This window comes from Alteribacillus bidgolensis (genome assembly GCF_002886255.1).
Classification (GTDB): Bacteria; Bacillota; Bacilli; order Bacillales; family Marinococcaceae; genus Alteribacillus; species Alteribacillus bidgolensis.
On sequence record NZ_KZ614149.1, the window covers coordinates 2,522,201 to 2,536,104 of the forward strand.

The following is a 13,904-nucleotide window of genomic DNA, read 5'->3' on the forward strand; positions in this document are numbered from 1 at the left end:
ATAAAAATAAATTTATTTTATTTGCCACTTTTTCTCAAGTTTTTACGTCAAACTGATGTAAAATATATACAGAAAAATATGGGGGTAGCTAAATGTGTGGATTTCTCGGGGAAATGACAGATTTTCCAAAAACGATAAATGAGCAAGATAAATTGCAATTTTACGAAAGAAACAACTTACTTTATCATCGCGGGCCTGATGAAGAAGGCTACTATTTCGATGAACACGTTTCTTTAGGTTTCAGACGATTAAGCATTATTGATTTAGAAAGTGGAAGTCAGCCGGCCAGCTATGACAGTGAAAGATATTGGATTGTGTTTAACGGAGAAATATATAACTTTTTATACTTAAAAAGTCAGCTTGCTGATAAGGGGTATACTTTTTCTACCTCCTCAGAGGCGGAGGTTATTGCAGCGATGTTTTCTCATTGGCACGTTAACATGTTTTCATATCTTCCGGCATGTTTGCTATTCTTATTTGGGATAAAGAAGAACAAGAACTGTATGGAGCCAGAGATCCTTTTGGTATAAAACCGCTGTATTATAAAAAAGAGGAAGTTGACAGGATCACTTTTTCATCTGAAAAGAAAACCTTAATGGCAGAAAAAGAAAATATAAATGAAGAAGCGCTGCACCATTACATGAGTTTTCAATATGTCCCTGAACATACGCTAACAGCAAACATCTGCACCCTTTCCCCAGGCTGTTACTTTAAGAAAATACCAGGGAAACCTATTGTTGTTTCGAAATATTGGGAACTTTCTTTTCAACCATTTTACCGTGAAAAAACAGAATGGCAGACACTTATTAAAGAAACATCATTTTCATCCGTCCACGCCCACTTACAAAGTGACGTTCCTGTTGGTTCTTTTTTGTCAGGGGGCATTGACTCTGCCATTATTGCATCGATTGCAAAAGAGTTTAAGCCGGACTTGACTACTTTTTCCATAGGATTTGAAACACAGGGTTATTCTGAACTTGATGTGGCAAGAGAATCAGCTGAAAAACTAAAAATAGAAAATAGAAGATACACTATTTCCGCTGAAGAATTTGCAGAAAGTCTTCCAAAAATCATATGGCACATGGATGACCCTTTGGCCGATCCTTCCTGTGTTCCTCTATATTTTTTAGCGAAAGAAGCAAGAAAGCACGTCAAAGTTGTTTTATCTGGAGAAGGAGCAGATGAGTTATTTGGCGGTTACAATATTTACCGAGAGCCTCTTCGTTAAAGCTATTTAATTATTGTCCGGCTGTTTTACGCGGCTTATTAAATCAAGCTGCTAAAGCACTTCCAGATCAAATGAAAGGAAAGAATTTTATTGAAAGAGGAACGACACCCCTTGCCGAAAGGTATATTGGCAATGCCAAAATGTTTGAAGAACATGAAAAACGATTATTTTTAAGAAATACGTCAGAGGACTGGCACTATCAAACAGTTACACGTCCTTTGTTTGAAAAAGCGCAGCATTTACACCCAGTCCAGCAAATGCAAGCCATAGATATTCAAACTTGGCTCCGCGGTGATATTTTATTAAAAGCAGATAAGATGACAATGGCTCATTCTTTGGAACTACGTGTTCCGTTTCTAGATAAAGAGGTATTTGAGGCGGCTCGTAAACTGCCATTTAACCTTACTATAGCCAATAAAACGACAAAATCCATTTTGCGGGATTCTTTTCGCGGAATTGTCCCAGACCATGTATATGATCGCAAAAAACTAGGTTTCCCTGTCCCAATTCGTCATTGGTTAAAACACGAACTATATGATTGGGCAGTACATCTTATTAAAAACAGTCAAACTGAACGTTATATCGACAAATCATACATCTTATCGCTCTTAGAAGCTCATGCTTTAAACAAAGCAGACTACAGCCGTAAAATCTGGACCGTGCTCATTTTTATGATTTGGCATAACGTTCATATGGAAAACAAATACCCATTTGAAAGTGCTCAAGTGCAGCCTGCCTCGGCAATCGTTTAAAATAATTAGCGGTTATGGCTATTCCTTAAGTAATTCGTAAACAAACAGTACAGCTTGCCCACTCTCTCATATTAGGAAAACTTGACTTTCCGCCAAATAGTGTTTTGTAAAGTTAACTTTCTATAGTACAAAAAAGCGAATCATTGCATTTATTGCAAATGATTCGCTTTTTTTTACAGTGTGCCCCTTTGCGGCTGTTATTCGGTTCATTTTCCATAATCAGTGTTCGTCTTACTCATTAAGTTAAACGAGCTCTTATTTTGCCTGATATTACATCAATCACTGTTACCATTACGATGATGCCAAGTAAAATAATTCCAACTCGTTCCCAGTCTCTTACACTTAAAGCAAATATGAGCGGAGTGCCAATCCCTCCTGCCCCAATAATACCTAAAATCGTAGCAGCCCGAACATTTATCTCAAAGCGGTACAAAACGAAAGAAAAAAAGTTAGGCATCACCTGAGGAATCACTGCAAACATAAGGGTTTTCACAGGATTGGCTCCCGTTGCAACCAATGCTTCCCGAGCACTGAAGTCTATTCTTTCTATATCCTCAGAAATAAGCTTTCCGAGCATCCCAACTGCTCCAATTCCCAGGGCTAAAACCCCCGAAAAAGCTCCGGGACCAACTGCTTTGATAAATAAAAGCGCAAGCACTATATCAGGAAAGACACGAATGAAGCTTAAAATAAATTTATTCGTTCCAACGACCGCTTTATTTTTCACAATATTACGAGCAGCCATAAACGAAAATGGGATGCACAAAAAGGCTGCGATAAACGTGCCTAGTAACGCTATCGCCAACGTATCCAGCAAACCACGCAGCAAATCTTCTCCTTTTGGGTCATAAACATAAGTCCAATCCGGCTGCAGCAGCCCTGAAAAAATAGAAGAAATAACTTCCATTGAAGTTTCTTTAAACTGCAAAATCGGTAAACCAGAAAATGCCCAAGTGTATACAGCCAGTACAGCGATCACAAGCAGCACTCTTCGAATGGTTAGGAATGATTTGTCTCGCTTCATGTTAATTTCTCCCTTGCAACCGTACTAACATAGTCAATAATTAACACCACTGCTAAGGTATATACAATCAAGGAAGCCGTTTTATCGTATTCAAAAAAGCCTAACGTTTGTTCATAATACAATCCAATTCCTCCCGCGCCGACTAACCCCAGTACAGCTGCCGCTCGGACATTAATTTCAAAGGCATATAAAAAAAACGAGACAAACGACGAAGTAACTTGGGGAAGAACCCCAAATACAATCCATTTTATTTTATTGGCACCAACAGCGGTCATTGCTTCCATTGGTCCAGGATCAATGGATTCAATCGACTCATAGAACAATTTCGAAATAATGCCGAGTGAAAAGAGAGCTAACGCAAAAATACCTGGAATAGGACCAATGCCAAATATAGCCACAAATATCGCAGCCAAAAGAAGTTCAGGCAGTGTTCGAATTAAATTTAAAATAAATCGGCAAGGGATAGTTACCCACGACGTATGAATAACATTTCTAGCGGCCAGCATAGAAAGCGGTGCGGCTAAAAGCCCCCCAATCGTCGTACCGACCACCGCCATTCTGATTGTTTCTAAAATCGGAACGGTGATCTGAGAAAAATAACTCCAATTTGGAGGAATCAATTGAACAATAAGATCCCACATATTTGGAAGACCAGACATCAATTCTTCAAATGAAAATCCTGTCTGCCAGCCGCTTGCCAGAACAAGCAGTAAAACAAGAAGAACGGTAAACTGCTGCTTCGTTTTTTTAGGCGGAGCCGGCATGCCTGTGGTTTGATTTTTTAATTCTGCTGTTTTCATCGCGCCACACCCATTATTTCATCTTCTTCCAACGGACGTCCGTAAATTTCAGCAAACATCTCGTCTGTTGCATCTGCAACTGGTCCATCAAAAACGACTTCTCCTTAAACCGATAATTCTCGTTGCATATTTTCTTGCCACGTCGATAAAATGCAAGTTAACAACCATTGTTATACCTAATTCCTGGTTTACACGCTGCAAGTCGTCCATCACTTGTTTTGTCGTTAATGGATCAAGTGATGCAACGGGCTCATCAGCAAGAATCAGTTTTGCTTCTTGTGCTAATGCCCTGGCAATAGAAACCCGCTGCTGCTGCCCCCCGGAAAGCTGGTCTGCTCTAATATAAGCTTTTTCGGGCATATTCACACGTTTTAAAGCCTGAATGGCAAGCTCTTTATCTTTTTTTGGAAACAAACCGAGAACCATCTTCCACGTCGAATGGTACCCTGCCCGGCCTGATAGAACGTTACGCATCACAGAAGAACGTTTCACAAGATTAAAATGTTGAAAGATCATTCCAATGTCACGGCGAATACGATACAAGTCGGTTCCTTGTGCTTTTGTAATAGATTTACCTCCAACGATAATTTCTCCGTTACTTACTTCATGCAGACGATTAATGGAACGAAGCAACGTTGATTTTCCTGCGCCAGATAGACCCACAACCACAACAAATTCACCTTTTTCTATTTTAATATTGATATTTTTTAATCCTCTTGCTCCGTTGGGATACACTTTCGAAACATTCTTAAACTCTATCACACAATTTCACCTGCTCTTTCTTTCCTTCGGTAAATGTGAATTTCAGGCTTCTTAAAGAAAACTTGGCTAGCGCCAAGCCTTTAGGCGAAGGCGATTGACTAGTTGCACTTATACTGATTTCCTCAACATTTTGACGACGTCGATGATTCATTCATGCTAAAATTTTATCCTATCAGTGTTAGAAAAACTTGACTTGCCGCCGAGTCCTTATGGCGAAGTCTTAGTTTTTCTATGCTTTGCCCCTTTAACAAAGGCAAAATTTACTATAGTACAAGGAAAGAGCTGCCCAAGACGTTTGTCCACGGCAGCTCTTCTTGTCCATATTCTCACGTAGACGTTACTCGACTTCTTCACTTACTTTCTCTTCGTATTCTCTTACGATATCAAAATTGCTGTCGTCGGATTCGGTGTACCCTTCATGAGAATAAATATCACGAATAATTTCGCGTCCTTCTTCATCTTTTCCAATGTTGATAAACGCTTGTGTAACATCTTCTTTCATATCGTCGGTAATTTCTGGACGAATGGCGATCGTGTCATTTGGAATATCTTCTGTAAACTCTATAACTTTTGTTTCATCAAACACTTCTTCGTAATCTTCAACTACCGTATTACGAGCATCCTGGAAAGTTACAGCAGCATCTACATCTCCATTCAAAAGAGCTATTATCGCCTGATCATGACCTTTCAACGTGACGGGTTCTACATCTTGAAGAGGATGAAGGCCGACATCCATTAAAGAAGCTGCCGGCCATACAAAACCAGCGGAGGATGTCACATTCTGATAACCAATTGCTTTTCCTTCAAGATCTTCAAGAGATTCGATATCGGAATCTTCATTTACAATAAACATAGATTTATAGAAATCAACGAGCTCGTCCGTTGCAGAACCATCTTCATCGTTCACACCATATCGCTGCGCCTGAAGAATGACTTCTGCCGCTCCTTGTTCTTCAGCTAATACATAAGCAGTTGGAGGCAAAAATCCTACATCTATCTGTTCAGAGTCCATTGCCTCTACAATCGTATTGTAATCCGTTGATACGCTTACTGTTACCGGAATCCCTAATTCCTCACCGAGAAGTTCTTCTAACGGCTTTGCTTTCGCTTCCAGCGTATCAGCGTTTTGAGAAGGGACAAATTGTACATTAAGTTCGTCAAGTTCTTCCCCCTCTTCACTAGCTGTTTCTTCATTTTCTTCACTTACTTCTGCCTCGGCCTCATCTTCTTCTGCTTCGACTTCTTCGTTTGACTCTGCTTCTGTTTCTTCTCCAGCTGCTTCTTCTGTTTCCTCGCCTTCACCGCAAGCTGTCATCAATCCTAGTGATAGAAGCAGTGAAAATCCCATGTAAGCAAATTTTTTCATGTTTTTACCCCCTAAAGTCTTAGTAAGTATTTCTCACTAAACTCTAGCAAACTTGTGTAAAAGGAATATTTTTCTTCCTTGTTGAAATAATTAATTTTGTTTATCTTTTGTAAATTATTGGGGGTATTGCCAGTATTGTAGGTATTCTTCTTCTATTTTTTTACCAGATTGTGCTTTCATCTGATGCTGCAATGCATTCCATTTCCCTTGCCGGGATGGTTCATTTTTTGCCTGCTGGACATTCTCTGCTTTTTTCAGCAAGCGTTCCGCCACTTTATCATTTTTAATAAACCCTTGTTGGTTTCCTTTCTCAATCAAATCGTCTAACTGTGATAAATCAAGCACTGCCTCAACTGTAAAAGTGCGTTCTGTACTATTTCCTTCCTCATCGGCTGCTTTGACGTTTATTTCATATTCACCGGGCGTTACCAGCAAAGGAGAAATTTTTATTTGATCTTCCCATGTTTCATCGTTAAGGAAGGCTGTTACTTCAGCAATATCGTTATCTTTATCCGTTACCGTGATAGGCACGGAGTATTCTTTTGTTATATCAAACGTAGAAAAATCAATATCCTGAATTACTGGCGGATGTGTTTCTTTTTTGATATCTTCCAAATTCAGAAGCATAAGCTGATAAGTGTCTTGATAAATAGAAGCAATTCCGGCAATCGTTACAAGATCTCCTTCTTGGAATTGAGATTGAAATGATTCTAAGGAGATTCCTGTTCGATTATCCACCCGCACTCTCGTTGCTTTATCATTTTTATCGATATCAAATTCAAACGCATTATAATAACTTTCTACATTTTTTATTGTACCGGAAGCTATTTCTACACGTTCTCCTTGATTCTGATCATTTACGTCGTTCACTACATGATACGGCGGTAATTCTGTTGAACCGTTCTTTTCTATAGATTCAATGTCTGTCAGCTCGATTTGGTTTTGAAAAGACGCTGTCGATCCTGTTATTGTTACGTGCTCACCTTTTTCAAAACCGCTGTCATGCTGATAAATATATATTCCGCCTGTATCATCCTGCACATAAAAGCCTTGAGCTCCAAATATCCCAGGTGTGGAAGTAATCACGCCCTCCACTTGTACAGTTGTTCCTTCTGTTTGCTGACGGGCTTCAGCAATCGTCATGAATTGCGGCTCTTCTTCCGGATTATCGGATGTTTCTTCAGCCAATGTTACCGTGGTCGTATAAAGGTTGCTTCCACCTTGTCTTAAGCGCAGATTAGCTGGTCCTTCCGTTCCTTCTTTGACTCGAACAGTTAATTCTTTTACAGCAATACCTTCTTCATCCGCTGTTACCGAAAACTTCTCGCTGTATCCGTAAGAAGAGGGCCAGCTCCCATCTTCGTTTTGTACTTGGGCTATCTGCTCTCCTCCATCAAGGTACATTCCAGCGTTATATCCCGTTACTGTTTCTCCAGATTCCAGTCCTTCTATAATTAATTCCAAAGTGAAAGATTCATTGTTTGGAAGCGGGTCTTGATGCTGAAATTGATAGGAAGGATCTTTTTCTGCTTCTTCATATGATCCATAGGACCCTGAAGCAAAGGTATCCGGGTTATACCATTCATAATTTGCTGCAGGCTCAGACCAGGGCTCTTTTTCAGGTTCTGTAGATTGTTTAGGGGTTTCTTTATCTAAAAGCGGCGAGACGTTATCCAAAGGTATATCTTTTTCAGAAAAGCTTTCATAGGATTCTTCTTCAGCTAACCAATCCACCATATTTAAAAGTAAAACGGAATCGTCTGCTTCTTGAAAACCATCATATGTCGTTTTACTATCTCCTGTTTCTTCATTGCGGTATTTAGGTGTTGCGTCTTCAACAGGAGAGGAATCTCCGATAAAAGCTGCCTTACCGGCTTGAAGTTTAGAGATAGCAGCATAAGGCCCTTCTTCTTCTCCGCCTCCAAAGTAGATTCCTTCATCCACAGCCGGTCCCCATTTATCACTTTCATTTAAATTTTCAGGTAAATAAACAATCCCTTTGGCTTGTTCTGGATTGGTTATTGCTAATGTGGAGCCGGCATGCACCGCTACTTCATTCACACCTTCTGTAATACCAAAGGTTTCGTCAGGTGAAACAATTTCATCGGCCGTAATTGTACCAGGAGCATTATATCGAAAGCGAATCCCAAAATGATCAGCTAACCAATCGGAACTTTCTACTCCCTCCATGGCTGCTTTTTCATCATCATCCATGCCTTTTGTTGGATTACTGTAAGCCCCGCGGCGGTACCCATTCATAATTTCTGATGAATCCCAGCGATTTTTATTGCGGTCTGCATTGTAATGATCAGAAATGAAGAAAATACTGCCTCCGTTTTCGGTATATTCAATTAGTGCTTCTTGCTCTTCTTTTTGAAAAGGAATATTAGCCTCAGGAATGATAAACACATCATACGCTTCTAAATCATCCACTTGTATTGGGGTTATTTGACGAAGCTCCTCTACGTAATAACCCCTATCAGCAATTCCTTCTGCAAAATCAGAAAAAGCACCATCAATCACCCAGTCAGCTTGTCCAGCCGTCTGCCCGTGCGAATTATCAAATAATACCTGTTTTCCATTAGCCTCTTCAGGCTCGATAACGGGGGCAGGGGCTTCTGGACCAAATGCTGCTGCCGTCCCCGGAATCCATAAACATACTGCGAGTATAACTGCAGATAAAAACGTGCGAACATGACGTAATTTCACTTTTGTTTCCTCCTTTTAACAACTTTTTTATAGTCACCGCCAAGTATAAAACTCCTTTATGTACATACTTTTAAAATAGTGTAAATATTTTATAATGCTTGTATTATTTTCCTATTTTCTTTTTCTCTTTGGTATACTAATGAAACAATAAAAGACAGGGGAAGGAAGGTCACATTGCCAATTCAGTGGAATGAAATAAAAACAGCGATCTTTGATTTGGATGGAACATTATATGAAGATACTCATCATTTTGAGTACTATGCAGCATTACTAGAAGAAAAGCTAGAAAAGAGCGATCGGAATTCTTTTAGAAAAGATTATGAAAACATGCTGAAAGGAAAGCACCCGGTTGCTGTCGGCCGTGTATATGATGCAGTCCGCGACCGTGTGTTAGAAGTAGATCCGGAAACAAACCGTGTGATAAACACATGGGATTGGGAAGGAAAACCCGTTACAAAAGAAGAGGAATATAAAGAGCCGATTACTTTTGATTTTGATTCCATGATTGCGATTGGTGATGGTTGGTGGCTCCCTGTAGCAGCGGCAAAGCACTATGGTTTACAAAGTACTTATGATGCTTACCATAAAACTAAGGAATTTATGCAAACAGAAGCCTTTCAATTTGCTGAACAGCCCGAACGACGAAAAGCACTAAAGCAGCTTAGAGCTCATATGAAACTTATTCTTATCACAAATTCTCAGGCAGATGATGTAAAACGGCTGCTTGATACTTTAGATTTAAAGGGAATTTTTCATGAAGTGATTGCTAATGCCAAAAAGCCTGTACACACAGAAGAGCACTTCAAAAAAATAATAGAAACAGAAAAGATACTGCCAAATGAAGCCGTATCGCTTGGTGATAACTATTTAAATGATATCGTTCCAGCAGAAAACCTAGGAATGAATGCTGTCCTTATCGATCCACAAGGCTGTACAACGACACGCCGACATACAGAGTGTGTTCAATCACTGACAGATTTATTTCCAGCCATTCAGCGATTACAGAACACCTCCTATTAAAAAACTAGTCGATAGTTCATTCTGAAAAACAATGACATAGATATGGCGGCCTTATACTAACTTCGAAATATTTTATCCGCCTGATCATTTAATAAGAAAAGCGCAAGCGCCCTGCTCAGCCGCGACAGGTTCTGGAGCTTTCGCGCAGGGTCGCCTGCGGCCCGGAGTCGAAAGGGAAGAAACCCCGAGCGGCTGGGCGCTGAAGCTAGACATCAAAAACGCCAAATATTTATAATTTCTTACCTTATAAGAAAAGTGCAAACACCTTGAAATAAGAAGATGGGCTAAGTTAAAGACACTGCTAAGATCACACAGGTCCGGGTGCTGAAGTCATCACTTCATATGGAAAGACGCCCGATGACGACGCCGCTGAGCTGGAAAGTTCCTCCTTATCAATGTGCGCTGAAGATAGACATGAAAACACCCAACTTTTATACTTCCTTTTATTTAAATGAAAAGGATAACCTCGATCTGTGAAAAGATCTGGTTTTCCTTCTTTTACATTAAAACCCAACCGGTCCGGCACTAAAGCTATAGGCAGACCAAACAATATGAAAGCTGTTATTTGCAATGGGGAAATAACTCTGGTGATGAAGCTTTGAACGAGCATTAAATCCTTTACGAGTAAAAACGCTAAAATTATAATTTAACCAAAACAAATCCCCAGTCTGTTACTATACCAGCTAATATACACTAGACCTTTTTCTTTTACACAGCTTCCGTTTTTAAATCTATTACGCTTGTGAAAAAAACTCTATTTTGATTTTAAAACGTCATGATCTACATAACGTTCACCATTTAATTCTGTAAGTACATTTATCGCTACTTTTGCTCCGTCACCTGCAGTAATAATCGTGTGAACACTTACACCGGCAACGGTCCCTGCAGCCCATACTCCTTGTATGCTTGTTTTACCAGCATCATCTGTGTCTATAATCGTCTTAATACGCGGTTCCTTTCCTTCCGTGGTTTTTATACCGGATGTTTCCGCAAGCTTGGTGTTTCCTCCAGTCGTTATAATAACGTGTTTGGCTTCATAGCTGCCATCATCAGTCTCGACTATTACGCTCTGATCTTTTTCATTTTTTACGTTATTGACCTGTGTTTTTACCATTTCCGCTCCGAACTTTTGGGCTTGTTCTTTTCCTGTTTGCAAAAGTTCAGGTCCTTCGACTTCCGGAACACCGTAATGGTTTTCCACCCAGGCTGCTTTGGTCATGCTTTGATCGCTATCAAGGACGAGTGTTTTCTTGCCTGCTTTTGCAGTAAATAATGCGGCACTTGCGCCAGCAGGCCCTGCTCCGACAATAATTACGTCATACATGTGTAACTCCTCCTACTAATTATTTTCGCATTTTCCTAACCACTAACAGTTTAAATCTATTATATTAAAAAGGTCAAAGAAAACGCTTGCAGACTTTTTAACACGGTTTCCTTATTTAGGTCTTCTTTTTCGCCTCTATCTGATTCAGCGATCCTCTTCTGTTATCAGAGCTTCGCCTTCTTATCTCTCTATTAACTTTTAAACATACTAATGAGGAAAACTCGGCTTACCGCCAACTCTATGGCGGAAGACGTAGTTTTTCTTATACTTTGTTCCTTTTAACAAAGGTAAATATTCTCAAAGTACAAAAAATAAATCCCCGATTGCTGCGCTCGGGGATTCGAAAAAGTATAAGGAGGCTTAAAAGCTTGCGGATGGGAAGGACTTCATAGCGAAAAGGGTGGCTGACCTCTTATCAATCAGCTCTATTATTTAAAGGAGGAATTATCATGCTCGCCTGAAGAAATTATCCTTACCACATTTTTTATACTTTTAAGATGCTGGCATTGGCCTCCTTATATTAAAAAGGGGGATTTGGGATAGATGAGAGTGTGTGTTATCTATCCGTTACAATTCTTACTGTACGCTCGTTTTGTGTCAGCAAAATGTCAGGATAACAATTTTTTAGTAATATATATTAAAAGGATTCGTTGACTTCTCTTCTTTTTATCCCGACAATAAATCAGACAATGCGGTTTTAAGATTATTATATTGAAAAGTGAAGCCTTCATCTATTAATTTTTGCGGCAAAGCATTGCGTCCTGTCAATGCAAGGCTTGGTTCTGTCCCCATCACCACGTAAGCTCCTGCCCATACGAGCGGTGTTGGAGCAGGCGGCGCCCAACCTTTATTCATCACTTTGCGCAACGTTTTCATGAACACTTTATTCGTTACTGGCTGCGGTCCAGTTGCATTATACATGCCGCCCATCGATTTATCTTCTATCGCTTTTAGAAACATACTATTTAAATCATCGATGTGCAGCCAGCTTATATACTGATTGCCCGGACCAACTTTGCCGCCGAGATTGTATTTCGCCAATTTTTTTAACGGTTCTAATGCACCGCCATCACGACCAAGAGCAAAACCTATTCTAAGCATAACTTGTCTTGTATGTGGAAGGGATGCTGCAAAAAAAGCTTTTTCCCAAAGCTGGCAGACTTTGACCGAAAAGCCTTCTCCATGTGGAGAGCTTTCGGTACATACATCTCTTGTATTTCCAAAGATAGCAAGTGAACCTGCTTGAACAAATGCCTGAGGCGGCTGCTCGCATGATTGAATTGCTTTTTGCAGGATTCTCACAGAGTAATAACGAGAACGAATGATTTCTTTTTTATTTTCTTCGGTATAAATGCAGTTCACACTTTTTCCAGTAAAGTTTACGACGGCATAACATCCGTCCAGCTCTTTTGCCCAATCTCCCATCGTTCTGCCATCCCAGTGGACATAACGGATACTATTCTCCACTCTAGAATGTCGTCTAGTTAGAATCGTTACGTCGTATCCTTTATTTAAAAGAAACAAGGCTAACGATTGACCAAGAAAACCAGAACCGCCCGGAAGTACAATTTTTTTATTCATAGATATCCCTTCCTTCAAAAGCGCAAAAAACTAGTATCTTTCTAACCATACCATATTTTCAACCTTCTTCGTTTCCTTTTAAAAATATTGGTAAAAGGTGTATCATTACAAAAGAAAAGCCTAAGCGGCCAGAGTGGCTGCTTGCTGATCAAATATTAGAAAAACTTGGCTTGTCGCCGACTCCCTTATGGCGGAAATCGTAGTTTTTCTTATACTTTGTTCATTTAACAAGGTTAAACATTCTAAAGTACAATAACATAATTATATTTGTTGTCAGTAAAGGAGTTATGTTAAATGACGATTGCTCAATGGACGTCCCGTATACCTTCCCTGGATATGGAAGCAGGCGAAAAAGCAGCAGCATACATAGATAATTTAACGAAACCACCAGGAAGTCTCGGCCGTCTTGAAACCATCGCAGCCAAACTAGCGGCAATGACTGGAAATCCTTTTCCAGAGGTAACACCAGCAGGCGTGCTTGTGTTCGCGTCTGACCACGGCGTCACTGCAGAAGGTATTTCTGCTTTTCCTCAAGAAATAACAGTGCAGATGGCCAAAAACTTCCTAAAAAAAGGCGCTGCTATCAATGTGTTTGCTAATCAAATCAATGCCGATTTCCAGCTGATTGATATTGGAATGGCCAAAGAAGTAAACGAAAACGGAATTATTTCGAGAAAAATAAAAGCAGGAACGGCCAATTTTTGCAAAGAAGACGCTATGACAAGAGACGAAGCAGTTCAAGCGATTCAAGCTGGTTTTGAAGAAGCCGAAAAAATGATTGCCCGAAAAGGGATTAAATGCTTGATTTTAGGCGAAATGGGTATTGGCAATACGACGGCAAGCAGTGCAATGATATCTGCGTTCACCAATAAAAATCCTGCCAGCGTCACAGGTCCTGGTACTGGTCTCACAGAAGAGCGCATTCTTCATAAACAACATATTCTTCAAACTGCACTACAAAACAGAAACATAAATGCCCATGATCCGCTTGATATTTTAGCAAAAGTGGGCGGATTGGAAATAGCCGGCATTACCGGTGCCATGCTGGCAGCTGCGGCTCACCGGGTGCCCATTCTGGTTGATGGCTTTATTAGTGCTGCAGCTGCTGTTACTGCTCAAGCTCTTTCGCAGCTTGCTGCCGATTATATGTTCGTCGGCCATTATTCGACTGAACCAGGGCATGCTATTGCCATAAATATACTGGACAAGAAACCTTTGCTTGATCTTCAGATGAGACTTGGCGAAGGCAGCGGAGCAGCGCTTGCTTTTCCTATTTTGCGTTCAGCTTGTGCGATGGTTCGTGAAATGGCTACCTTTGATGACTTAGCCAACTATTAA

Annotated in this window: 8 protein-coding genes and 2 pseudogenes; 3 read left to right on the top strand and 7 right to left on the bottom strand. The window is 40.2% G+C overall.

Going from position 1 to position 13,904, the window contains the following annotated elements:
- The first annotated feature begins 92 nt into the window (after positions 1-92).
- A pseudogene (gene asnB, locus CEF16_RS12625) lies at positions 93-1,980 on the top strand (asparagine synthase (glutamine-hydrolyzing)).
- Positions 1,981-2,218: 238 nt separating this feature from the next.
- On the opposite strand, the gene phnE (CEF16_RS12630) reads toward asnB, so the two are convergent.
- The 5 genes and pseudogenes from phnE (CEF16_RS12630) to CEF16_RS12650 form a co-directional block, all read right to left on the bottom strand.
- On the bottom strand, positions 2,219-3,004 hold the full coding sequence (gene phnE, locus CEF16_RS12630) for a phosphonate ABC transporter, permease protein PhnE (protein WP_091583967.1): 786 nt from the start codon (positions 3,002-3,004) through the stop codon (positions 2,219-2,221).
- Entirely contained in the window at positions 3,001-3,804 is an 804-nt protein-coding gene (gene phnE / locus CEF16_RS12635) for a phosphonate ABC transporter, permease protein PhnE (RefSeq protein WP_091583965.1), read from the bottom strand. The genes phnE (CEF16_RS12630) and phnE (CEF16_RS12635) overlap by 4 nt, the downstream gene beginning before the upstream one ends.
- Positions 3,801-4,566, bottom strand: a pseudogene (phnC, locus tag CEF16_RS12640) (phosphonate ABC transporter ATP-binding protein). The gene phnE (CEF16_RS12635) and the pseudogene phnC overlap by 4 nt, the downstream one beginning before the upstream one ends.
- Positions 4,567-4,903: 337 nt before the next feature.
- Complete coding sequence (locus CEF16_RS12645; RefSeq protein ID WP_091583962.1) at positions 4,904-5,932, bottom strand: phosphate/phosphite/phosphonate ABC transporter substrate-binding protein; 1,029 nt, start codon at positions 5,930-5,932, stop codon at positions 4,904-4,906.
- A gap of 114 nt (positions 5,933-6,046) precedes the next feature.
- Positions 6,047-8,641 (bottom strand): single stranded DNA-binding domain-containing protein, encoded by a 2,595-nt coding sequence (locus CEF16_RS12650; protein WP_091583960.1) that lies wholly within the window; start codon positions 8,639-8,641, stop codon positions 6,047-6,049.
- A gap of 174 nt (positions 8,642-8,815) precedes the next feature.
- On the opposite strand from CEF16_RS12650, the gene CEF16_RS12655 reads away from it, so the two are divergent.
- Positions 8,816-9,661: an HAD family hydrolase gene (locus tag CEF16_RS12655; RefSeq protein WP_091583957.1), complete on the top strand. Its 846-nt coding sequence runs from the start codon at positions 8,816-8,818 to the stop codon at positions 9,659-9,661.
- Positions 9,662-10,415: 754 nt separating this feature from the next.
- Here the strand turns inward: CEF16_RS12655 and CEF16_RS12665 are convergent.
- Both CEF16_RS12665 and CEF16_RS12670 read right to left on the bottom strand, forming a co-directional pair.
- Positions 10,416-10,985 (bottom strand): FAD-dependent oxidoreductase, encoded by a 570-nt coding sequence (locus CEF16_RS12665; RefSeq protein ID WP_091583951.1) that lies wholly within the window; start codon positions 10,983-10,985, stop codon positions 10,416-10,418.
- Between the two features lie 666 nt (positions 10,986-11,651).
- On the bottom strand, positions 11,652-12,566 hold the full coding sequence (locus tag CEF16_RS12670) for a TIGR01777 family oxidoreductase (RefSeq protein ID WP_091583948.1): 915 nt from the start codon (positions 12,564-12,566) through the stop codon (positions 11,652-11,654).
- Positions 12,567-12,860: 294 nt separating this feature from the next.
- Between CEF16_RS12670 and cobT the strand changes: the two genes are divergently transcribed.
- Positions 12,861-13,904, top strand: a complete 1,044-nt coding sequence (cobT, locus tag CEF16_RS12675; protein ID WP_091583946.1) for a nicotinate-nucleotide--dimethylbenzimidazole phosphoribosyltransferase — start codon at positions 12,861-12,863, stop codon at positions 13,902-13,904.